Source organism: Mycolicibacterium septicum DSM 44393, assembly GCF_000455325.1.
In the GTDB taxonomy this organism is placed as follows: Bacteria; Actinomycetota; Actinomycetes; order Mycobacteriales; family Mycobacteriaceae; genus Mycobacterium; species Mycobacterium septicum.
This window is the reverse complement of sequence record NZ_HG322951.1, coordinates 3,115,183-3,135,786: the sequence shown is the minus strand read 5'-3', so window position 1 is coordinate 3,135,786 and position 20,604 is coordinate 3,115,183. Positions and strand designations below refer to the sequence as shown.

General features: G+C 68.1%; 26 protein-coding genes. 17 read left to right on the top strand and 9 right to left on the bottom strand.

Annotated elements, in window-relative coordinates; genetic code table 11:
* Positions 1-2 precede the first annotated feature (2 nt).
* From TX88_RS14850 to hypD, 14 genes are read left to right on the top strand one after another with little or no spacing between them, the layout of a single operon-like run.
* Positions 3-905 (top strand): NifU-related iron-sulfur-binding protein, encoded by a 903-nt coding sequence (locus TX88_RS14850; protein ID WP_044517802.1) that lies wholly within the window; start codon positions 3-5, stop codon positions 903-905.
* Positions 902-1,534 (top strand): DUF5947 family protein, encoded by a 633-nt coding sequence (locus TX88_RS14845; RefSeq protein ID WP_044517800.1) that lies wholly within the window; start codon positions 902-904, stop codon positions 1,532-1,534. Before TX88_RS14850 ends, TX88_RS14845 begins: the two co-directional genes overlap by 4 nt.
* Positions 1,531-2,181 carry a DUF6084 family protein gene (locus TX88_RS14840; protein ID WP_044517799.1) on the top strand — a complete coding sequence of 217 codons (651 nt, stop codon included), beginning with the start codon at positions 1,531-1,533 and terminating at the stop codon, positions 2,179-2,181. The genes TX88_RS14845 and TX88_RS14840 overlap by 4 nt, the downstream gene beginning before the upstream one ends.
* Positions 2,178-3,497, top strand: coding sequence for a hypothetical protein (locus tag TX88_RS14835; RefSeq protein ID WP_044517797.1), 1,320 nt, complete (start codon positions 2,178-2,180; stop codon positions 3,495-3,497). The genes TX88_RS14840 and TX88_RS14835 overlap by 4 nt, the downstream gene beginning before the upstream one ends.
* A 13-nt stretch (positions 3,498-3,510) precedes the next feature.
* A complete protein-coding gene (locus TX88_RS35730; protein ID WP_110917949.1) occupies positions 3,511-3,630 on the top strand; it encodes a DUF6893 family small protein in 120 nt (39 codons plus the stop codon).
* Positions 3,596-4,120: a hydrogenase maturation protease gene (locus TX88_RS14830; protein ID WP_084621915.1), complete on the top strand. Its 525-nt coding sequence runs from the start codon at positions 3,596-3,598 to the stop codon at positions 4,118-4,120. The genes TX88_RS35730 and TX88_RS14830 overlap by 35 nt, the downstream gene beginning before the upstream one ends.
* A gap of 3 nt (positions 4,121-4,123) precedes the next feature.
* On the top strand, positions 4,124-4,378 hold the full coding sequence (locus tag TX88_RS14825; RefSeq protein WP_044517794.1) for a HypC/HybG/HupF family hydrogenase formation chaperone: 255 nt from the start codon (positions 4,124-4,126) through the stop codon (positions 4,376-4,378).
* Positions 4,375-6,672, top strand: a complete 2,298-nt coding sequence (hypF, locus tag TX88_RS14820) for a carbamoyltransferase HypF (protein ID WP_044517793.1) — start codon at positions 4,375-4,377, stop codon at positions 6,670-6,672. Before TX88_RS14825 ends, hypF begins: the two co-directional genes overlap by 4 nt.
* Positions 6,673-6,676: 4 nt before the next feature.
* Positions 6,677-7,426 carry a DUF6390 family protein gene (locus tag TX88_RS14815; RefSeq protein WP_044519416.1) on the top strand — a complete coding sequence of 250 codons (750 nt, stop codon included), beginning with the start codon at positions 6,677-6,679 and terminating at the stop codon, positions 7,424-7,426.
* Positions 7,423-8,184, top strand: coding sequence for a phosphoheptose isomerase family protein (locus tag TX88_RS14810; protein WP_084621914.1), 762 nt, complete (start codon positions 7,423-7,425; stop codon positions 8,182-8,184). Before TX88_RS14815 ends, TX88_RS14810 begins: the two co-directional genes overlap by 4 nt.
* A gap of 4 nt (positions 8,185-8,188) precedes the next feature.
* Positions 8,189-8,863: a D-sedoheptulose-7-phosphate isomerase gene (locus TX88_RS14805; protein ID WP_044517791.1), complete on the top strand. Its 675-nt coding sequence runs from the start codon at positions 8,189-8,191 to the stop codon at positions 8,861-8,863.
* Positions 8,860-9,960, top strand: coding sequence for a hydrogenase expression/formation protein HypE (gene hypE, locus TX88_RS14800; protein ID WP_044517790.1), 1,101 nt, complete (start codon positions 8,860-8,862; stop codon positions 9,958-9,960). Before TX88_RS14805 ends, hypE begins: the two co-directional genes overlap by 4 nt.
* 17 nt (positions 9,961-9,977) lie before the next feature.
* On the top strand, positions 9,978-10,250 hold the full coding sequence (locus TX88_RS14795; protein ID WP_044517788.1) for a HypC/HybG/HupF family hydrogenase formation chaperone: 273 nt from the start codon (positions 9,978-9,980) through the stop codon (positions 10,248-10,250).
* A gap of 17 nt (positions 10,251-10,267) precedes the next feature.
* Complete coding sequence (gene hypD / locus TX88_RS14790; RefSeq protein WP_044517787.1) at positions 10,268-11,392, top strand: hydrogenase formation protein HypD; 1,125 nt, start codon at positions 10,268-10,270, stop codon at positions 11,390-11,392.
* A gap of 10 nt (positions 11,393-11,402) precedes the next feature.
* Here the strand turns inward: hypD and TX88_RS14785 are convergent, their stop codons facing one another.
* The 3 genes from TX88_RS14785 to TX88_RS14775 all read right to left on the bottom strand — a co-directional run bounded on the left by TX88_RS14785 (position 11,403) and on the right by TX88_RS14775 (position 13,063).
* Complete coding sequence (locus TX88_RS14785) at positions 11,403-11,606, bottom strand: hypothetical protein (RefSeq protein WP_044517785.1); 204 nt, start codon at positions 11,604-11,606, stop codon at positions 11,403-11,405.
* Between the two features lie 80 nt (positions 11,607-11,686).
* The gene (locus TX88_RS14780) at positions 11,687-11,881 is read right to left on the bottom strand and encodes a DUF3046 domain-containing protein (protein ID WP_044517784.1); all 195 of its coding nucleotides are present in this window, start codon (positions 11,879-11,881) and stop codon (positions 11,687-11,689) included.
* A 9-nt stretch (positions 11,882-11,890) separates the two neighbouring features.
* Entirely contained in the window at positions 11,891-13,063 is a 1,173-nt protein-coding gene (locus tag TX88_RS14775; protein ID WP_044517782.1) for a glycosyltransferase, read from the bottom strand.
* 41 nt (positions 13,064-13,104) lie between these two features.
* On the opposite strand from TX88_RS14775, the gene TX88_RS14770 reads away from it, so the two are divergent.
* Entirely contained in the window at positions 13,105-13,539 is a 435-nt protein-coding gene (locus TX88_RS14770) for a limonene-1,2-epoxide hydrolase family protein (protein WP_044517780.1), read from the top strand.
* 7 nt (positions 13,540-13,546) lie between these two features.
* Here TX88_RS14770 and pspM read toward each other — a convergent pair whose 3' ends face one another.
* The 5 genes from pspM to pgsA all read right to left on the bottom strand — a co-directional run bounded on the left by pspM (position 13,547) and on the right by pgsA (position 16,934).
* A complete protein-coding gene (gene pspM / locus TX88_RS14765; RefSeq protein ID WP_044517779.1) occupies positions 13,547-14,365 on the bottom strand; it encodes a phage shock envelope stress response protein PspM in 819 nt (272 codons plus the stop codon).
* A gap of 20 nt (positions 14,366-14,385) precedes the next feature.
* Positions 14,386-15,201, bottom strand: coding sequence for a phage shock protein PspA (gene pspA, locus TX88_RS14760; RefSeq protein WP_044517777.1), 816 nt, complete (start codon positions 15,199-15,201; stop codon positions 14,386-14,388).
* 221 nt (positions 15,202-15,422) lie between these two features.
* Positions 15,423-15,764, bottom strand: coding sequence for a transcriptional regulator ClgR (gene clgR / locus TX88_RS14755; protein WP_044519414.1), 342 nt, complete (start codon positions 15,762-15,764; stop codon positions 15,423-15,425).
* Positions 15,765-15,862: 98 nt separating this feature from the next.
* Positions 15,863-16,351 (bottom strand): CinA family protein, encoded by a 489-nt coding sequence (locus tag TX88_RS14750; RefSeq protein ID WP_044517776.1) that lies wholly within the window; start codon positions 16,349-16,351, stop codon positions 15,863-15,865.
* Entirely contained in the window at positions 16,329-16,934 is a 606-nt protein-coding gene (gene pgsA, locus TX88_RS14745; protein ID WP_110917948.1) for a CDP-diacylglycerol--glycerol-3-phosphate 3-phosphatidyltransferase, read from the bottom strand. The genes TX88_RS14750 and pgsA overlap by 23 nt, the downstream gene beginning before the upstream one ends.
* Before the next feature lie 42 nt (positions 16,935-16,976).
* On the opposite strand from pgsA, the gene TX88_RS14740 reads away from it, so the two are divergent.
* Positions 16,977-17,498, top strand: coding sequence for an amino-acid N-acetyltransferase (locus tag TX88_RS14740; RefSeq protein WP_268952396.1), 522 nt, complete (start codon positions 16,977-16,979; stop codon positions 17,496-17,498).
* Between the two features lie 57 nt (positions 17,499-17,555).
* Here the strand turns inward: TX88_RS14740 and TX88_RS14735 are convergent, their stop codons facing one another.
* A complete protein-coding gene (locus TX88_RS14735) occupies positions 17,556-20,132 on the bottom strand; it encodes a DNA translocase FtsK (protein ID WP_209446984.1) in 2,577 nt (858 codons plus the stop codon).
* A 159-nt stretch (positions 20,133-20,291) separates the two neighbouring features.
* Here TX88_RS14735 and TX88_RS14730 point away from each other — a divergent pair.
* The coding region (locus TX88_RS14730; protein ID WP_084621913.1) for a putative quinol monooxygenase at positions 20,292-20,604 on the top strand (313 nt) is incomplete at its 3' end.

Here is a 20,604-nt window from a genome sequence, read left to right as displayed (position 1 = left end):
ATATGACGCCCGCCGCCGATCCAGTCCCGGACCTCCCCGAGCAAGACGCACGATGGCGCACGGCGGGCGATCGCATCGAGAACCTGCTGCAGGCCTGTGCCGCAGGCGGTTCGGTGGCCCTGGACCGTGCCGAACAACTCGTCCGGGAGGTGACCGATCTCTACGGCGCCGCCCTGGCCCGGATGCTGCAGATCGCCGCATCCACCGATCCCGCAGTGGCGGATGCCGTCGCGACCGACGATCTGGTGGCCAGTCTGCTGCTGGTGCACGGTCTGCATCCGCATCCGGTCGAGCGGCGCATCGCCGATGCGCTCGACGGCGTACGCCCGTACCTCGGATCGCACGGGGGCGATGTCCATCTCCTCGAAGTCGCACCGCCGGTCGTCCGGCTGCGGTTCGCCGGAAGCTGTAAGAGCTGCCCGTCCTCGGCGATCACCCTCGAATTGACCATCGAGGACGCGATCATGGCGGCCGCGCCCGAGATCTCGATGATCGACGTCGTCACCGATGACCCGGCGGCGCACGTGATCCCCGCCGAGTCGCTGCTGGCCCGGCTGCACGACGACGACCGCCGGCACGCCACCTGGCAACCCGTTCCCACGCTTGCCGAGCTCGCCCCCGGGGAGGTCGGGGGTTTCTCCGTCGCCGGTGCCGCGGTGCTGGCCTGCCGGGTCGGCGACGAGATCCTCGCCTACCGGGACGGGTGCCCGGACTGCACCCGCGAGTTCGCCGGCGCCACGCTGACCGGCACCGTGTTGCATTGTCCGCATTGCGGTTCCGGCTTCGACGTGGTGCACGCGGGTATGGCGGTCGGCGACGCGGAAGGCCCTCACCTGGAACCGGTTCCCGTGCTGCTGCGTGACGGCGTGCCGGCGATGGCGGTTGCGGAGGAGGTCGCATCGTGACCGGCCCGCTGGACGTGCTGGCCCGCATCCGGGCGAACCGGGATGCGCCGCAGCAGATCGGTGAGCAGTGCGAGATGTGTTCGGAACCGATCGCCGACGAACACCAGCATGTGGTCAATGTCGAAGACCGCCACTTGCTGTGCGTGTGCCGCGGCTGTTATCTCCTGTTCACCGACACCCAGGCCGAACTGCGCTACCGCGCGGTCCCCGATCGCTACCTGAGCTTTCCCGACTTCGCCGTGGGACGGCGGGAATGGGAGTCGCTGCAGATTCCGGTCGGGCTGGCATTCTTCTTCCGGAACTCGGCACTGGGCCGCGTCGTCGCGTTCTACCCGGGGCCGGCGGGAGCCACCGAATCCGAACTCGACCTCGCCACCTGGAATTCCGTCCGCGACACCGACTCCAGGGTCGATCTGCTGGCCGAGGACACCGAGGCGTTGATGGTCCGGGTCCCGGACGACCGAAACTGGGCGCTGTCGTGTCATCTGGTGCCGGTCGACGCCTGCTACGAGTTCGTCGGCCGGCTGCGAACACTGTGGCGCGGTTTCGACGGCGGGCAGGATGTGCGCAACTATGTCGACGAGTTCTTCGGCATTCTCGACGACCGCGGCAAGCTGGTGCCACGATGACCGGGCCCGCGACGACGGCGGTGACGTTCGCCGTTCTGGACATCGCACCGGAACCGTATGCGGTGACGCCGATCTTGACCGCGAGGGTAGGCGTGGTTGCGGTGGGCGAGGATCCGGTGCACGCCATCGCGCTGCGCTGCCAGGTGCGCATCGAACCGCTGCGGCGCAGCTACACCGACGCGGAGGCGGCCGGTGTGCTGGACCTGTTCGGTCCCCGCGAACGCTGGGGCACCACGCAACGTAACTTCCTGTGGCAGCACAGCACAGCCATGATTCCCGGGTTCACCGGCAGCACCCAGGCCGAGCTGCCGCTGGAATGCACCTACGACCTGGAGGTGGTGAGCGCCAAGTACCTGCACGCACTCGATGACGGCATGGTGCCGCTGCAGTTCCTGTTCAGCGGAACCGTTTTCACCCGCGGTACGCGCGGATTCGCGGTGCAACAGGTGCCGTGGGACCGCGAAGACCATTTCGACATGCCTGTTGCGGTGTGGCAACAGCTGATGGCGCAGCATTTTCCCGACACCGGCTGGCTACGGCTTCGCCACGACACGCTCAACGAGCTGGCCAATTACAAGGCACGCTGGGGCATGTTGTCCTTCGAGGAAGCGATCGACAATCTGCTGACACGGCAGGAAATCCGATGAGCGGCCATCTGGATCAGGTGCTGTCGGTGGCCGATGCCGTGCTGTACGAGGGCTACCTGCTCTATCCGTACCGCGCCGACTCGCGTAAGAACCAGTCCCGCTGGCAGTTCGGCGTACTCGGCCCGGCCGACGCCGAACGCACCGGCATCGGAGAAGACAGCTCGCTGTCCGCCCAGCTTCTGGTGCGCGGGCACGGGCGCCCGACGGTCTCGGTCATGGTCCGGTTCCTGCAGTTGCAACGCCGAACCGCCGAACGCCTCCGTGACGACGGCAGCTTCGAGCCGGTCGGTCAACTCACCACCGCAGACCAGTCCTGGCTCAGTTGGGACGAGGCGGTGGAACACCAGATCACCTTCGGCCCCTTCGATATCGCCGATCTGGAGGCGTCGCGGACGCTTCCCATGGTGGTGCCGCCGGGTACCGATATCGAGAATGTCGACGGTGGCCGCATTGTCCGCCGCCGTCGCGAGTTGCACGGTGAGTTCGCCATCGCCGCCGAAGCCGACGCGGGCTTGGTTCGGCTCACGATGACGGTACGCAACTGTGCCGCACCGGCGCTGGACAAAGACGATGCGATCGCGGTCTCGCTGATCGGCACGCACCTGATCGCCGAGGTGACCGATGGTGACTTCGTCTCACTGCTGGAGCCCGATGAATCGGCCGTGCCCGCGGTCTCGCGATGCCGGAGGCACCGCTGCTTCCCGGTACTCGCCGGGCCGTCCGGCACGCGCGACACGATGCTGGTTTCGCCGATCATCCTTTACGACTACCCCGAGATCGCCGAACAGAGCCAGGGCGATCTCTTCGACTCGTGCGAGATCGACGAGATCCTGACGCTGAGGGTGATGACGATGACCGACGAGGAGAAAGCCGGCGCCCGAGCCACCGATCCCCGGGCGGCCGCGATCATCGACCGCTGTGACTCGATGTCCCCGGAGGCGATGCTCGACCTGCACGGTGTCCTGCGCGATCCGCACGCAGCCACCGAAGGCCTGATTCCGGAGATTCCCGACGGCATCGACTGGTGGGACCCCCTGGCCGACAACGCCGTCGATCCCACCGTGGATGCGGTCCTGATCAACGGGGTGCGCGTCTGCCGCGGCAGCCGGGTGCGGTTGCACCCGTCGCGGCGCGCCGACGCGCAGGACATCTTCTTCGCCGGCCGCATCGCACAGGTGGCCTCGGTCCACGAGGACGTCGAGGGCGAGCGGCACATCGGCGTCGTGCTCGACGACGACCCGGCCGCGGATCTGCACGCGTGGTACGGCCGCTACCTGTACTTCGCCGCCGACGAAGTAGAGCCATTGGCGCAGTGAGAAGGAGTTCGAGATGGAAGTTGTGGGTTGGATCGCTGTCATCGCCGTCGCGGCAGTCGCGTTGGCGGGCGTCGTGGTCGGGGTCCGGTCTATCCCCGATGCTCGGCGATACCTCAAGATGCGTCGCATGTAGGAGGTGGATCACGCCTTCAGTCCTGGTAGCCGGCATCGGCAATATCTTTCTCGGTGACGACGGATTCGGTCCCGAGGTGATGCGGCATCTGCCGCCGGGCCTCGCAGGTCCGGGTATTCGGCTGCGCGACTACGGGATTCGAGGCGTGCACCTGGCCTATGACCTGCTCGACGGCTGGGATGCCCTCGTGCTGGTCGACGCGTTGCCGTGCCGGGGCGTCCCCGGCACGCTGCACGTGTTCGAGGCTGATCGTGAGAGCCTCACGGGCGCTGCGGGTCTGGACGCACACGCGATGGACCCGGCGGCGGTGTTCGCCAGCATGCGGGCGCTCGGCGGGAGCCCGCCCTACACCGTGGTCATCGGTTGCGAGGTGGCCACCGTAGCCGACGGTATCGGGCTCTCGGAGCCCGTTGCGGCCGCAGTTCCCGGTGCCGTGACGGCGGTGGAGGCTGCCGTGGCACGGTTGTCGTCCCCGGTCAGGGAGGGTTGAGTCATGTGCCTCGGAATCCCCGGCCAGGTGGTCCGGATGCTCCCGGGATACGGCGACCAACTCGCTCTCGTCGACGTCGCGGGCGAGCACCGCAAGGTCAACATCGGCATGCTGCCCGACGAGACGTTCTCGCCCGGCGACTGGGTGATCATCCACATGGGTTTCGCGGTCGAGAAGACCGACCACGCCGGCGCCGAGGCAGCGATGCAGGGCCTGGAACTGCTGGGGCGCGGCCGCACCACCGAGGTGCCACCGTGACCGCGCGGCGCCGGCTGCGGATCGGCGTACACGGAGTCGTCCAGGGCGTGGGCTTCCGGCCGTTCGTCTACACCACGGCGGCCGCGCTCGGGCTGACCGGCTGCGTCCGCAACAACAGTTCCGGCGCCGTCATCGAGATCGAAGGTGCCCCCGGCGATCTCGAAGCGTTCCTGCACCGGCTGCGCACCGACCCGCCCGTCCTGGCGGTGATCGAGTCGACAGAGGTCCGGCCGATACCCGTCCGCGGCGGCACCGGATTCACGATCGCCGATACCTCCAGGACCGGCGGCGGCCGCACCCTGGCCTCTCCAGACGTGGCGATGTGCCCGGAATGCACTGCCGAGCAAAGTGATCCGTCCAACCGCCGGTACCGCCACGCCTTCATCAACTGCACCAACTGCGGGCCGCGGTTCACCATCATCGCCGCACTGCCGTATGACCGCGATGCCACCACGATGGCGCGCTTCGCCATGTGCGCCGAATGCGCCCGTGAGTATGCCGATCCGGCCGACCGCCGCTTCCACGCGCAGCCCGTGTGCTGCCCGAACTGCGGCCCGACGCTGCAGTGGGACGACGAATCCGGTGCGCTCACCGGCGCAGCCGCGCTGCGGCGGGCCAGGCGCCTGCTGAGCGACGGAGCGATCCTCGCGGTGAAGGGAATCGGCGGCTACCACCTCGCCTGCGATGCCGCGAACGCCGCCACGGTCACCGAACTTCGCCGGCGTAAACGCCGGGGCGACAAGCCGTTCGCGGTGATGGTTCCCGATCTGCCCACCGCCCGCCAGATCGCCGAGGTCGACGACACCGCGGCCCGGGTGCTGCGCGGACCGCAGCGGCCGATCGTTCTGCTGCCCCGCGCGACCGGTGCACCGGTCGCGCAATCGGTGGCACCTCGCAACCCCGACCTGGGCATCCTGCTCGCCTACACGCCACTGCACACCCTGCTGTTCGGGCTCCCCGGCGATCCGCCCGGCCCGAGGGTCCTGGTGATGACGTCGGCCAATCTCAGTGGCGAACCGATCTGCGTCTCCGATGACGACGCGCGGCGCCGGCTGTCACACATCGCCGACGGATGGCTGATGCACGACCGCGAGATCCTGGTCCCCTGCGACGATTCGGTGGTCCGGGTCGCCGACGGCGACGAGCTGGCCATCCGCAGATCCCGGGGGTACGCGCCGCTGCCGGTCGCCCTGCCGGTCGCGGTGCCGCCGACCCTGGCGGTCGGCGCCGACCTCAAGAACACCGTCGCGGTGGCCGACCACCGGTACGCCTGGCTGAGCGCCTACATCGGCGACATGGACAGCCTGGCCACGTTGTCGGCGTTCGAGCGCGCAGTCCACCACCTGGAGGCACTGACCGGCGTCGAACCCGAAACCCTGGTCTGCGACGCGCATCCGGGATACCGGTCCAGCAACTGGGCGCATCGCAACGCCGGGCCCCACCCGGTGAGGACGGTCCAGCATCACCACGCCCATATCGCCTCGGTGATGGCCGAACACGGCCTGGACGGCACGCAGCAGGTGCTCGGATTCGCCTTCGACGGAACCGGATACGGTCCCGACGGCACCGTGTGGGGTGGCGAGGTGCTGGTCGCCGACTACAAGGGCTTTCGGCGGGTTGCCCATCTCACGCAGGTCCCGATGGCCGGCGGTGACGTCAGCGTGCTGCGCCCCTACCGGATGGCGCTGTCCCATCTGTGGGCCGCCGGGCTGCCGTGGGATCCCGATCTGCCGCCGGTCCGCGCATGTCCCGACGACGAACTCCGGACCCTGACGCATCAACTGGCAACCGGTTCCGGCTGCATCGCGACGTCGAGCATGGGCCGGTTGTTCGACGCGGTGTCGGCGTTGACCGGGGTGCGACAGGCCGTTGCCTACGAGGCTCAGGCCGCCATCGAGCTGGAAGGGATCTCACGCGGCGCAGCGGAGGGCGCTCGCCGGTATGCGTTCGAGGTGGACTCCGGCGCATCACCCGTCACCATCGACCCGGCGCCCGTGCTCGCGGCGATCATCAGCGACCTGCGCGCCGGCGTGACGCCGGCAGTGATCGGTGCCCGGTTCCACCACGCCGTCGCCGGGCTCATCGTCGATCTGGCGCTCGCACTGGTGGATGCGAACGGTTGCGCGGGGCAGCCCGTGGCGTTGTCCGGCGGGGTTTTCCAGAACCTCCTGCTGCTGCGCCTGACCTTGGCCGGAATGCGTCAACAGGGCCTGGAAGTGATCACCCACCGCCGGGTGCCGCCGAACGACGGCGGTATCGCCCTGGGCCAGCTACTGGTCGGGAATGCGGGGTGACGCCATGACCGCACTGCCGACACAGCAACTGCCCGCCGGATACCGGCTGTTCGCCCGGTATGCCTTCCCGCCCAACGAACTCGGGTACTGCGGCCCCACGGGTCCGGCAGTCGAGCCCGGGGACAACACGGCCGAGTTTGCGTCACACGCAAGGGAATTCGACGGCGCATGGCCCTATCTGCACTCCATCGCCGAGGCGATCGGCGCCGATCCGCTGGACGCCGAGGTGGTTCGGGGCTATTGGGTCGGCGGACCGCTCCTGGACCGGGTGGATCCAGGCATCCTGCTGGCCCAGCTGCGCGCGGCGTTCCAGGGTCAGGTGACCGGAGGGCTCGACACCGTGTCCGCTGCCGGGACAACCGCCGGCGCGGTACTGGCCCACCACAGCTTCCACGTGTTCGTCGTATACCCGTGGATCCGGTTCCTGGACCGGGATCCGGGCACCGCCCTTCACGTTCTACAGAACTGCCGGATCCGTTGGGGCACAGTCACAGCAGTCGAGAATGAGCATGTCGTCGTCGAGTCCTGCCCACTGGTGCTGGACGACCGTCGCCTCACGATCGGTGCGCCCGTCACCGAACGGGTCCGGTGGAGCCGGGACGGAAAGTCCCTGACGAACATGCCCGCACCGGGTGACACCGTGTCCGCGCACTGGGATTGGGTGTGCGACACGCTGACGCCCGGTGAGGCCACAGCCCTGGCCGACGCCACCCGCGCCACCCTCGACCTGATCAACACAGGAGGTCGACCATGAGTACCACGACACCGGCCGTCACCACGCCGCCCGTCACCGGGCCTCCGGGTGCGCCTTTCGTGGACACGGACCTGGCCGCCGATCTGGCCGCGGCAGCACTGGATGTGGCCCGAAAGTTCCACGACGGCGCCACGCTCTGGGTCATTGCGCCCCAATGGGAACCCCACGCCCATCATGTGGCCGTCGAGTTCGTCCACCCGGTCATCGTCGGCAAGCGCGCGCTGCCCTCGGTCGCGCTGGTCGAGCCCGATCCGGTGGCCCAGGCCAGGGTCGCCAGTCAGCCCGGAGATCTGCTCCTGGCGGTGGCCTCGGCCGACCAGCCGGCGGCGGTCGATGCCATGCGGCGGGCCGCCGCATGGGGTGTCACGACAGTGTGGATCGGCTGCGGCCCACGCCCGGCCGCCGGTGCCGCCCACCACGTCCTGTGGGTCGACTCCGATGACCCGATGGTTCCCGCCACCGGCCGGTTCGTCCTGATCTACCACCTGTTGTGGGAGCTCACCCATGTGTGCTTCGAACATCCCGGCCTGTTGACGACCGCACCCGAAGACACCGGGCCGGCCTGCGTCACGTGCGGTGACGAAGGCCGGCTGGCCGAGGTCGTGATCGCCCCTACCGAAGCGGGTGGGCGGGCACTGGTCCGCAGCGCTGCCGGAGAGGAATGGGTCGACAGCGCCATGCTCGAACAGGTCGCCGTCAACGACCTGATCCTGATCCACGCGGGAACGGCGATCGCGCTGACGCCGGAAGGCAGGTGAAGTCATGACCGACACCGAGAGCACCGGCTTCCTCTACCCGTTCATCGAATCCGAAGAGACCGACGTCCGAGCGCTGCTCGACGACCTGGCGGCCTCGGCACGCGGCAAGGCCGCAGAAAGCGCACGGCTGCAACAGGAATCACTACAGGAGTACACCGAAGGCCTGAACGCGGCCGGGGCCGCCATGGCCGACCGCTTCTTGCGCGGGGGCCGCCTGTACACCCTGGGAAACGGTGGCAGCTCCACCGACGCGGCCACCCTGGCCTCCCTGTTCAGCCGGCCCGCGAGGGGAAGACCGGTGGCGGCCTGGTCACTCGCCGCCGACGAGGCGGTGGTCACCGCGCTGGGCAACGACGTGGGTTTCGACCTGATCTTCAAACGCCAGATCATCGCGCACGCCCGCGATCGCGACATCGCCATCGCCCTGTCCACGTCGGGTAACTCCGAAGACCTCATGACGGCCATCGACGAGGCCAAGTTGCGCGGCGTGCTGACCATCGGATTCTCCGGGCACGACGGCGGTCGGATGGCGATCGTGGCCGGGGAGTCCGGGGATCTCGACTTCTGTTTCACGGTGCACAGCCAGAGCATTCACCGCATCCAGGAGAGCCACGCGATGCTCGGTTACCGGCTGTGGACAGTGGTGCAGGACCAGATGGCACGGGCGTACGCATCATGAGCACCGTCGCCGCCTCGACCGCAGCCCAACGCGAGGACCGCGTGCTGGAGCGAATCGAGAAGTTCCGGCAGCGGCGCCCGCGCCTGATCGACGAGGTCGTCACCCTGGCGCACGGCGCCGGCGGGAAATCGTCGGCAGCGCTGGTCGATGCGGTCTTCGTCGAGGCGTTCCGCAACCCCGAGCTTGAACAGCTCGGGGACGCCGCACTGCTGCGGACGCCGTCCGGTGACACGCTGGCGTTCTCCACTGATTCGTATGTGGTTGCGCCCCATCGCTTCCCGGGTGGTTCGATCGGGCACGTCGCGGTGCACGGAACCATCAACGACCTGGCGGTCTCGGGCGCCCGCCCGCAATGGCTCTCGGCAGGCTTCGTCATCGAGGAGGGCTTCGCCATCGCAGAGCTGCGCGAGATCGTCGCCGACATGAGCGAGGCCGCCGCGCGGGCCGGAGTCCAGATCGTCACGGGCGATACGAAAGTCGTCGGTAAGGGCGCCGCGGACGGCATGTACATCTGCACCGCCGGGGTCGGAATCGTGCCGGCGGGCAGACGGTTGTCGCGGGATCACGTCCGCTCCGGGGACCGGGTCCTGCTCTCGGGCACGATCGGCGACCACGGAATGGCCGTCATGCTGGCCCGCGGTGACCTGGCCATCGACGCTGACATCGCCTCTGACACCGCACCTGTGCACGAACTCGTCGAGATCCTGCTGGCCGCCGCACCATCCACCCGGTGGATGCGTGACGCCACCCGCGGAGGTGTGGGCACGGTGTGCAACGAGCTGGCCAAGAACTCACCGTTCGCGGTGATCCTCGACGAGGACCGCATTCCCATCGAGCCGCAGGTCGCGGGTGCCTGTGACCTACTGGGCATCGACCCCCTCTACGTCGCGAACGAAGGAAAATTCCTCGCGATCGTCCCGGCCGACGAGGCCGACGCCGCGGTCACCGCGCTGCGCGGGCATCCACAGGGTGCCCGGGCCACGGTGGTCGGCGAGATCGTCGCCGAGCCGCCCGGGATCGTCGCGCTGCGTACCGCTTTCGGCGGCAGCCGGATCGTCGACATGCTCGTGGGCGATCCGCTCCCCCGGATCTGCTAGGTGAAAGGAGCAGTCCCATGTGTCTGGGCATTCCCGGCCAGGTCGTCGACATCGTCGACGCCGAGGCCCACCTCGCCAAGGTCGATGTCAACGGGGTACGCCGGGTCATCAGCGTGCGCCTGCTCGCCGACGACAACCTGCGGGTCGGTGACTGGGTACTGGTGCACGTCGGGTTCGCGATGGCCAAGATCGACGAGCGTGAGGCGACGCTGACGCTCGATCAGGTCCAGAAAATGGGCGCCGACTACACGACGGAGATCGACGCTTTCAATTCCTCCGAAATCGCCTGACGCAAAGAGGTGTCCGCATGAAGTTCGTCGACGAATTCCGGGACCCGGCGGCCGCCCGTGCCCTGGTGAAAGCCATCACCGAACTCGCCGCCGGCGACGAGTTCAAGTTCATGGAGGTCTGCGGCGGCCACACCCACACCATCTACCGGCACGGTATCGAGCATCTGCTCCCGGAATCGATCGAACTGGTGCACGGGCCCGGATGCCCGGTGTGCGTGATCCCCATGGGCCGGGTGGACGACGCGATGTGGCTGGCCGAACAGCCCGGCGTCATCTTCACCACGTTCGGCGACATGATGCGGGTGCCCGGATCCAACGGCAATCTCATCGAGGCCAAGGCCCGCGGGGCCGACATCCGGTTCGTCTACTCACCGCTGGACGCGCTCAAGATCGCCCGTGACAACCCCGAACGCCATGTGGTGTTCTTCGCGGTCGGGTTCGAGACGACCGCACCGTCCACCGCCGTCACGCTGGTGCGCGCCCGCGCACTCGGCGTCGACAACTTCAGCGTGTTCTGCAACCACGTCACGATCGTCCCGCCGATCAAAGCCATTCTGGAGTCACCCGACCTGCGACTTTCGGGATTCCTGGGGCCCGGTCACGTCTCGACCGTGGTGGGTCTGCGCCCCTACCGCTTCGTCCCCGCCGTCTACCACAAGCCGATCGTGGTGGCGGGCTTCGAACCGCTCGACATCCTGGCCTCGGTGCACATGCTCCTGCGCCAGATCCGCGACGGCCGCTGCGAGGTGGAAAACCAGTACACCCGTGTGGTCCGGCCGGAAGGCAACACCGCGGCACTGAAACTGATGGCCGAGACCTTCGAACTACGGCCGCACTTCGAATGGCGCGGGCTCGGGTTCATCTCGCAGAGCGCGCTCAAGATCCATCCCGACTACGCCGGCTACGACGCCGAGCTGATCTTCGAGATGCCCGGGGTGCGGGTGGCCGATCCCAAGGCCTGCCAGTGCGGTGAGGTGCTCAAAGGCGTCATCAAACCGTGGGAGTGCAAGGTGTTCGGGACGGCCTGCACACCGGAAACCCCGATCGGTACCTGCATGGTGTCCCCCGAGGGCGCCTGCGCGGCCTACTACAACTTCGGCAGATTGCATCGCGAAACCGCACAGCTGTTGCTGCGGCATTAGCGATAAGGGATCAACGACGCCAGTTCGGAAAGTTGTCGAGATCCCGCAGTGTCAACACGAACCCGAATGCGCCGACGGCGACGGCCAGGAAATACCCGAGCGCCGCCTGCCATCCGGTCAATGTCGACGCCACCAGCCAACACAGCAGCACCGCTGCGATCACCAGCAGAACGCCGTAGAGCGGCGTCCGCATCGGATGATCACCGAGACCCATAAGTCCGGTATACGCCGAAAGTACGGGCGGGAAAAGCCCCGGCCGACCGGTGAGCTCAGCGCATCGTCACCGGTGACCGTTCACCACTGGTCGCGCGGGACGTCGAAGTCCGCGCACAGCGCCCGCCACACACTGCGCGGCTCCACCCCGTCCTCGATGGCCTGTGCGGCCGTACGGCCATCGAGAGCACCGAGCACGTGGTCGACGAGCAGAGAACGGCCCCGCATCGCGCCGAACTGGCCTTCGACGAGCTCATTGAATTCGGTCAACCGCACGGGCCCAACCTACCGAGTGCCGGCGAGTGCGTCATGGCACACCCGTACCGGATCTGCCACCTCGGCGAGCGAGGCGCCGGCGCGCTGCGCGGCCGCACGGTAGGACGAAGACCCGAGCACGGTGCCGACCGCAGCGGTCAGCGCCTCTCCGGACAACGGCCGCACCAGCTCCGCACTACCTTGGCGCACAACACGATTGGCGATCTCCCACTGGTCACCGCCGCCCGGGACCACCACCATCGGCACGCCGGCCAGCAACGCCTTGGACACCAGGCCGTGTCCACCGCCGCAGATCACCAGATCGGCGTGCGACAACAGTTCGTCCTGGCGGCCGAGCCCCACGGCCGCCCACGGTGGTACCTCGACATCGGCTCCGCCCAGTCGCGATACCACCACGCGGGCGCCCTCGGGCAGCGTCTCGCCCGGGCGCAGCGACTCCAGGACCAGTTCGGCCATCCCCTGCGTCCCGGTGGTCGCGGTGGACGGCGCCACCATCACGACCGGCCCCGAACCCGGCGGCACGGTCAGCACCGCGTCGGTCGGCTCGAAATGCAGCGGACCCACCACCACCGCCTCGGCGGGCCAATCCGGGCGGGGCACCTCCAACGCCGGCAGGGTGGCGATCAACCGTCGCAACGGGCCGGGGTCCTGCGCCGGCAGGCCGATGTCCACCCGTACGGCGGCCCGTTCGGCCGTGCCGGCCCGCACCGACCTCGCGGTCAGCGCCCGCATGACGGTGTCGCGCAGCCGTCCGCGCAGGCCGACACCGGGGGCCAGCCCGCTGCCCAACGGCGGCAACCCCTTCGACGGCAGATACAGCGGATGTGGGCTGAGCTCGACCCACGGCAACCCGAGCAGCTCGGCGGCCAGGCCGCCACAGGCGGTGATCACGTCGGAGACCACGAGATCCGGCCGCAATTCACTCAGGACGGGCACGTTGAGCTGCGCCATCCGCCCGGCACGCTGGTGGATCTTGGCCCCGGCATCGGCGTCGTCGTCGACATCGGTCGGATCGAGGCCGACGAGTTCGACGGCGTCGATGCCGGCCGCCCGCGCGGTATCGAGCCACTCCACCCCGGTCAGCAGCGTCGGGACATCACCCGCGGCCAGGAACTTCAGGCACAACGCCAGGGCCGGGAAGGCATGTCCGGGATCGGGTCCGGCGACCACAGCTACGCGCACCGGCCTACCCTGCCACAGCGCTCCACCATTAGGCTTCGGGCATGGCTGACCAATCCACGACCGCTGCCGTGACCCAGACCGGCACGGTCGAGACCTTCCTCAACGCGTTGCAGGAGCAGGACTACGACACAGCCGAGAACGCGCTGGCACAGAACCTCGTCTATCAGAACGTCGGTTTCCCGACCATCTACGGGCGCAACCGTGCGATCAAGCTCTTCCGCTCGATGCCGGCCAGCATGGGCTTCGAGGTGAAGATTCACCGGATCGCCGCCGACGGCGCCTCGGTGATCACCGAGCGCACCGACGCCCTCACGTTCGGGCCACTGCGCGTGCAGTTCTGGGTGTGCGGGGTGTTCGAGGTCTATGAAGGCCGAATCACCCTGTGGCGGGACTATTTCGACTTGTTCGACTTCACCAAGGCGACGGTGCGCGGCCTGATCGGCGTGGTCGTGCCGTCGCTGCGCACGTCGCTGTAGCCGCGATTCAGGCGCGGCGCAGCTGGCCGAGTTCGTCGAACGCCTGCGCCCAGCCCACCAGGCGGTCGGTGGCACCGGTCAGCTCGCTGCGGTAACGCTGCTGGGACAACGGCGATGCCGCACCCTGGCCGCTGTTCACCGTCGATACCAGTTGTGCTGCGGCGGTGACCATCTCGTTGTACTGCCGCACGCCCTGACCGAGCTGAGCGGTGAACGCGTTGATGGTCGGCACCAGATGCTGGCGCGACTGCGGGGCGTTGCTGATCGCCCGCTCCATCGAGACCACCTCGGTGGCGGTGGCGGCCATGGTCCGCGCCGTGTGGTTGGCCACCGCGGCCAGCTCGCGCAGTTCGTCGGCCGGAAGCATCCGCCCGCGCTCCAACACACCGAGCAACGAGAACATGCCGCGCTCGGAGGCCACCAGAGCCGCCATGGGCTGGCGGGCCGCCGAACCCCAGGGCGGCAACCGGCGCCCTGAGACCGGCCGTTGCGCCGGAAGCGGTTCCGCGCGCAGCCACCGGTACCGCAGCCAGAACAACGTCGCGGGGAAAGCCGCGCCGGCTGCGATGGCTCCGCTGATGATCAGGCCCCAGACCGGTGTGCTCCACGACGCCAACAGCGCCGTGACCAAAACCCAGAACACGCTGGACAGGGTGAAGAACACCCCGAAGCGCGCCGCCCACCGCCGCTTGCGCAACAGCTTGGCGCGCGGATCGGCGGCGGCGCTGAGCTTTTCGGTCAGCGCACCGGACAGATCGGCCGCGGTGTCGACAACCCGCTGCGCCAACGATCTCCAGGCGTCCGGTCGACCGGTCTTGGTAGCCATGATCTACAACACTCGAATCACTATTGGCCGAGCGGGTTTTCGGGGGTGGCAGCGGTTTGGTTGGTCGCCGGGGAGGCCGGCGTCGCCGGAGCGGCGTCACCGCTGGGCAGGGCGTCGCCGCGCATCGAGGCGCGGATCTGCTCGAGCCGGGAGTGGCCGGCCATCTGGACGCTGGCCTGCTGCACCTCCATCATGCGGCCCTGCACAGAGTTCTGCGCGAGCTCGGCCTCGCCCATGGCGTTGGCGTAGCGGCGTTCGATCTTCTGGCGCACTTCGTCGAGACTCGGGGTGTTCCCCGGCGCGGCGACCTCGCTCATCGACCGGAGCGAGGAGCTCACCTGCTCCTGCATCTTGGCCTGCTCCAGCTGCGACAGCAGCTTGGTGCGCTCGGCGATCTTCTGCTGCAGCATCATCGCGTTCTGCTCGACGGCCTTCTTGGCCTGCCCGGCGGCCTGCAGGGCCTGGTCGTGCAGAGCCTTGAGGTCCTCGACGCTCTGCTCGGAGGTCACCAGTTGCGCCGCGAACGCCTCGGCGGCGTTGGTGTACTCCGTGGCCTTGGCCGCATCGCCTGCCGCGGTGGCCTGATCGGCCAGCGTCAGCGCCTGGCGGACGTTGACCTGCAGCTTCTCGATGTCCGCGAGCTGACGGCTCAGCCGCATCTCCAGCTGGCGCTGGTTGCCGATGACCTGGGCGGCCTGCTGCGTGAGTGCCTGGTGCTGACGCTGCGCGTCCTCGATGGCCTGCTGGATCTGCACCTTCGGATCGGCGTATTCGTCGACCTTGGAGCTGAACAGCGCCATCAGGTACTTCCACGCCTTGACGAACGGATTGGCCATGAGTTCGTTCCGCCTTATCTGTCGGGCTTGTCAGGCTCAGAGATCAAGCCAGTGCTCGGGGTCCTACTGCTTATTCAGGTTGCCGCAATTCCTCTGATGCCAACTTATCGGTTCCGGACATGCAGCCACAGCCCCGCAGGCTGTTCGTATGGGTGTTTTGCGAAAATTCGCGCCGCAGGCACGAACAGCGCAATCAGGCAGGCGTCGGAACCGTGCTCGTGTCAGGCAACGGCCATCGACACGACCTGTGGAATGACCACCTTGGTCGCCGCGTCGATGCGGGCGACATTGGCGTGCGCCGGCACCGCGGCCGCAGCGCTGGCGTGTTCACGCTCGGCCATGTTCTCCCCGGCATCGGTGAGTACCCGCGACAGCGGGACGTCCAGGGCGTCGCAGATGGCGCTGAGCAGTTCGCTGGAAGCCTCCTTGCGGCCCCGCTCCACCTCGGAGAGGTATCCGAGGCTCACCCGCGCCGCGTCGGACACTTCGCGCAACGTGCGCCCCTGCTCGGTGCGGGCGTTACGCAGCACGTCGCCGATCACCTCACGCAGCAATGTCGTCATCGCGCTCTCCTTCGCCTCGCCTGTCACAGGTTCGCTAAAAAGACCAACGCCGCGGGTGACCGCAAGGTTCCCGACGGAAACCGTCGAGCAGATTTCGGTTACTGGTTCTCGACCAGGAAGCGCAATCGGGCGATCGCCTCGTCGACGGCGGCGCGGCGGATGTCCCAGCGTGAGCCGGACAGCGACAACTCGATGACGTCGGTGTCGACCGGCCCGGCCAGACCGATGAACACGGTGCCCACCGGGTGCCCACCGTGCGGTTCCGGCCCGGCCACGCCGGTCAGGCCGACACCCCAGGTAGCTGCGCAACGCTGCCGGGCGCCGACCGCGAGCGCCCGCGCGGTGGGAGCCGCGACCGGGCCGACCGCGTCGAGCACCTGCGGAGCCACACCGGCCAGCCAGATCTTGGTGTCCTCGTTGTAGGTGACCAGGCCGCCCTGTAGGACGGCGCTGGCCCCCGACACCCCGGCCAGCGTCGCCGCGAGCAGGCCGCCGGTGAGCGACTCGGCGGTGGCCACGCTCTGTGAGCGCACCGTCAGGTCGGCGACCAGGGCCCTGGCGTCGTCAGTGAGCAGCGGATCGTCCACGCGAATCCCTGATCGCGGATATGACGTAGTCGGCACCGGTGAGCACGGTCAGGACCACGGCGGCCCACATGATCACCCAGGCGACATTGAGCCAGATGGGCGGCCACGCATGCAGCGGCAGCACGAACAGCCCGATGGCCACGGCCTGCACCAGCGTCTTGAGCTTGCCGCCGCGACTGGCCGGGATCACACCGTGGCGCAGCACCGCGAATCGCAACACCGTGATCCCGATCTCACGCACCAGCACCACCACCGTGATCCACCACGGCAGATCGCCGAGCATCGACAGACCGATCAGAGCGGCTCCGATCAGCGCCTTGTCGGCGATCGGATCGGCCAGAGTGCCGAACTCGGTGATCATCCCGTAGCTGCGGGCCAAGGCCCCGTCGAAGTGGTCGGTGATCACCGCGACCGCGAACACCGTGAAAGCGGCGATCCGCCAGCCGGTTTCATGGCCGTCGCCGGCGAACAGGAAGACAAGGAAGACCGGAACAAGCACCATCCGCACACCTGTGAGCACGTTGGCGAGGTTGGCCACGCGCGCACGCGGGACCACCGGATCGGTAGAAGGTTGGCCCGGCACCGCAACAGAATATCGGTTGCCGTAACCGATACTCTTGCGCCTGTGAACCCAGGCAGTGTCGAGTCGCGCAAACACCCTGTGGTGCGGCGCGCCCGCACGTCCGATGTCCCGGCGATCAAGAGCCTGGTCGACGTCTATGCGGGCAAGATCCTGCTGGAGAAAAACCTGGTGACGCTGTACGAGGCGGTCCAGGAATTCTGGGTGGTCGAACTCGACGGCGAACTGGTCGGTTGCGGCGCGCTCCACGTGCTGTGGGCCGATCTCGGTGAGGTGCGCACGGTGGCGGTGCATCCGAAGGTCCGCGGGACCGGCGTCGGCCATGTGTTGGTCGAGCAGTTGCTCGATGTCGCCAGGGATCTGCACCTACGGCGGATCTTCGTGCTGACCTTCGAGGTCGACTTCTTCGGCAAGCACGGTTTCGAGGAGATCGAGGGCACCCCGGTGACCGCCGAGGTCTACGAGGAGATGTGCCGCTCGTACGACACCGGTGTGGCGGAGTTCCTCGACCTGTCCTACGTCAAGCCCAACACCTTGGGCAACACCCGGATGTTGTTGACGCTCTGAGTGATTTGTGGAGCCTCACCCGTGCAGGTCGCGGGTGAGGCTCCACAAATCGCGGGCCTAGAACTCGTCGGGATCGTCGTCGGCGTCGGCGCCGTTGGCGTCGGACCCACCACGGATCAGCATCAGCGTGCCGGCCAGCTCGTCGGGCTTGACGAGCACCTCACGCGCCTTGGAGCCTTCCGACGGCCCGACGATGCCGCGGGTCTCCATGAGGTCCATGAGCCGGCCGGCCTTGGCGAAACCGACGCGCAGCTTGCGCTGCAGCATCGAGGTCGAGCCGAACTGCGAGGACACCACGAGTTCGACGGCCTGCAGAAAGACGTCCATGTCGTCGCCGATGTCGGGGTCGACGTCCTTGCGCTCACCGGCCTTGACCGCGGTGACGCCCTCGACGAATTCCGGCTCGGCCTGGGTCTTGGTGGCCTCGACGACGGCGTGGATCTCCTCGTCGGTGATGAACGCGCCCTGCATACGCAGCGGCTTGTTGGCGCCCATCGGCAGGAACAGGCCGTCGCCCATGCCGATCAGCTTCTCGGCACCGGGCTGGTCCAGGATGACGCGGCTGTCGGTGAGCGACGAGGTCGCGAAGGCGAGCCGGGACGGCACGTTGGTCTTGATCAGACCGGTGACGACGTCCACCGACGGCCGCTGCGTGGCGAGCACCAGGTGGATGCCGGCGGCACGGGCCTTCTGTGTGATGCGGACGATGGCGTCCTCCACATCCCGAGGCGCGGTCATCATCAGGTCGGCGAGCTCGTCGACGATGGCCAGGATGTAGGGGTACGGCTTGTAGACCCGCTCGCTGCCCAGCGGCGTGCTGATCTCGCCCGAACGCACCTTCTCGTTGAACACGTCGATGTGACGGACCCGGGACGCCTTCATGTCCTGGTAGCGCTGCTCCATCTCCTCGACCAACCAGGCCAGCGCGGCGGCGGCCTTCTTGGGCTCCGTGATGATCGGCGTGATGAGGTGCGGAATGCCTTCGTAGGGCGTGAGTTCCACCATCTTCGGGTCGATCAGGATCATCCTGACCTCTTCCGGGGTGGCCCGCGCGAGCAACGACACCAGCATCGAGTTGACGAAGCTGGACTTACCGGAACCGGTCGAGCCGGCCACCAGCAGGTGCGGCATCTTGGCCAGGTTGGCCGAGACGAAGTCGCCCTCGATGTCCTTGCCAAGGCCGATCACCAGCGGGTGGTGGTCGCGGCGCGTCGAGGGGGCGGTGAGCACGTCGGACAGCCGCACCATCTCACGGTCGGTGTTGGGCACCTCGATGCCGACGGCGGACTTGCCGGGGATCGGGGCGAGCATGCGGACGCTCTCGGTGGCCACCGCATAGGCGATGTTGCGGTGCAGCGCGGTGATCTTCTCGACCTTCACACCCGGGCCGAGCTCGACCTCGTAGCGGGTGACGGTCGGGCCGCGGGTGCAGCCGGTGACGGCCGCGTCGACCTTGAACTGCTCCAGCACCGAGGTGATGGCGTCGGTCATCTGGTCGTTGGCGGCGGTACGCAGCTTGGGCGGATCGCCTGCGATCAGCAGATCCAGCGGGGGCAGCGTGTAGGGGCCCTCGACCACCCGGTCCATCACCAGGGTGTCGTCGGTCTTGGGCTTGCTCTCGACCTTCTTGCGGCGAGGCTTGACCGCGGGTTCGGGGACGGTCGGTGCGTCAGCGTCGTCGGCGGACAGCGGGTAGTTGTCCATCGGCGTGCCGGTCGGCGCCTTGGGTGCCTCGATCGCGGCTGTCGGCCAGGTCTGGGCCTGCTTGTCACCGCGCGACGTGTCGTCGTCGTAGTAGCCGTCGGACAGATCGTCGTAGTCATCGTCGAGATCGGACCCGTCGTACTCGCCGTCGTAGTCGTACTCGTCGTCGTAGTCATCGTCGTGGAACGCCCGCGTGCTGAACATGTGCTGCAGCGTCGAGGGCACCTCGCGGATGGTCGTGCCGGTGACCAGCAACAGACCGAACAGCACGCCCATGAACAGCAGCGGTGCGGCGATCCACTCGGTCAGGCCGTCCGACAGGGGCCCGCCGATGGCGAAGCCGACGAATCCGGCGGCATGCTGTCGTGCGATCGGATCCTGCGGCGATCCCGACCACAGGTGCCACAGGCCGAGCATCGGCAACGCGATCATGGCCGATCCCAGGATCAGCCGGGGGCGGGCTTCCGGATCGGGTTCGGTGCGCATCAACACGACGGCGACGGCACCCAGGACGACGGGCACCAGGACGACCGGGCCTCCGATGAGGGTGCGGACCGCGGTGTCGATCCACTGCCCCACCGGGCCGGCCGCATGGAACCAGGAGCTGGCGGCCACGACGACGGCGACGCCGAGCAGCGCGAGCGCCAGACCGTCGCGGCGATGGCCGGGTTCGATGTCGCGGGCCCGGCCCACCGAGCGGGCGGTCGATCCAGCTCCCTTGGCGAGCATCAGCCAGCCGGCGCGGGCTCCCTGGCCGAGCTTCTGGCCGGCGGCAGAGACAGGCGAGGCCTGGGGCCGGCGTGCGGGCTTACGCCGCGGCGCAGCCGGGCGTCCCTTACGGGCCGGCGCCTGGCGCCGCGAACCGCCCCGCGAGCTGGCATTCGACCTGCTCGAACGCGCTCCGGATCGGCCGGCGGTCTTGTTAGCCATGCCCGCAAGCCTAGTCGCATATGCCCCATATTCACCATCTGCCACACGGGTCACAAGACGGTATCAAATGACACTTAGCCATACGAACCAAATCCACCGGCTTATCGCCTAGGGTGGACGCTCGTCCAGTTTCGGCACTCATCGAGGAGTTCTGCACCTATGCCTGTTGTCGTCGTCGCCACCATGAAGGCCAAGCCCGAATCCGTCGACGCCGTGCGCGAGGCCTGCACCAACGCGGTCGCAGCCGTCCACGAGGAGCCGGGCTGCCAGCTGTATTCGCTGCATGAGGCCGACGGCACCTTCGTCTTCGTCGAGCAGTGGGCCGACGCCGATGCGCTCAAGGCCCACAGCACCGCCCCGGCGATCGGCACCCTGTTCGGCTCGATCGGCGAACTGCTCGACGGCGCCCCCGATATCAAAATGTTGCAACCCGTCGTCGCCGGTGACCCCGCCAAGGGACAGCTGCGCTCCT

Excerpts from the sequence above, each read along its gene's own strand:
- pspM (WP_044517779.1), bottom strand. The coding sequence starts at position 14,365 with ATGGCTACCAAGACCGGTCGACCGGACGCCTGGAGATCGTTGGCGCAG.
- TX88_RS14770 (WP_044517780.1), top strand. The coding sequence starts at position 13,105 with ATGGCTGACCAATCCACGACCGCTGCCGTGACCCAGACCGGCACGGTC.
- TX88_RS14830 (WP_084621915.1), top strand. The coding sequence starts at position 3,596 with ATGCTCGGCGATACCTCAAGATGCGTCGCATGTAGGAGGTGGATCACG.
- TX88_RS14805 (WP_044517791.1), top strand. The coding sequence starts at position 8,189 with ATGACCGACACCGAGAGCACCGGCTTCCTCTACCCGTTCATCGAATCC.
- TX88_RS35730 (WP_110917949.1), top strand. The coding sequence starts at position 3,511 with ATGGAAGTTGTGGGTTGGATCGCTGTCATCGCCGTCGCGGCAGTCGCG.
- TX88_RS14825 (WP_044517794.1), top strand. The coding sequence starts at position 4,124 with ATGTGCCTCGGAATCCCCGGCCAGGTGGTCCGGATGCTCCCGGGATAC.
- TX88_RS14850 (WP_044517802.1), top strand. The coding sequence starts at position 3 with ATGACGCCCGCCGCCGATCCAGTCCCGGACCTCCCCGAGCAAGACGCA.
- TX88_RS14835 (WP_044517797.1), top strand. The coding sequence starts at position 2,178 with ATGAGCGGCCATCTGGATCAGGTGCTGTCGGTGGCCGATGCCGTGCTG.
- clgR (WP_044519414.1), bottom strand. The coding sequence starts at position 15,764 with ATGACGACATTGCTGCGTGAGGTGATCGGCGACGTGCTGCGTAACGCC.
- TX88_RS14840 (WP_044517799.1), top strand. The coding sequence starts at position 1,531 with ATGACCGGGCCCGCGACGACGGCGGTGACGTTCGCCGTTCTGGACATC.
- hypE (WP_044517790.1), top strand. The coding sequence starts at position 8,860 with ATGAGCACCGTCGCCGCCTCGACCGCAGCCCAACGCGAGGACCGCGTG.
- TX88_RS14815 (WP_044519416.1), top strand. The coding sequence starts at position 6,677 with ATGACCGCACTGCCGACACAGCAACTGCCCGCCGGATACCGGCTGTTC.
- TX88_RS14795 (WP_044517788.1), top strand. The coding sequence starts at position 9,978 with ATGTGTCTGGGCATTCCCGGCCAGGTCGTCGACATCGTCGACGCCGAG.
- pspA (WP_044517777.1), bottom strand. The coding sequence starts at position 15,201 with ATGGCCAATCCGTTCGTCAAGGCGTGGAAGTACCTGATGGCGCTGTTC.
- TX88_RS14810 (WP_084621914.1), top strand. The coding sequence starts at position 7,423 with ATGAGTACCACGACACCGGCCGTCACCACGCCGCCCGTCACCGGGCCT.
- hypD (WP_044517787.1), top strand. The coding sequence starts at position 10,268 with ATGAAGTTCGTCGACGAATTCCGGGACCCGGCGGCCGCCCGTGCCCTG.
- TX88_RS14785 (WP_044517785.1), bottom strand. The coding sequence starts at position 11,606 with ATGGGTCTCGGTGATCATCCGATGCGGACGCCGCTCTACGGCGTTCTG.
- TX88_RS14735 (WP_209446984.1), bottom strand. The coding sequence starts at position 20,132 with ATGGCTAACAAGACCGCCGGCCGATCCGGAGCGCGTTCGAGCAGGTCG.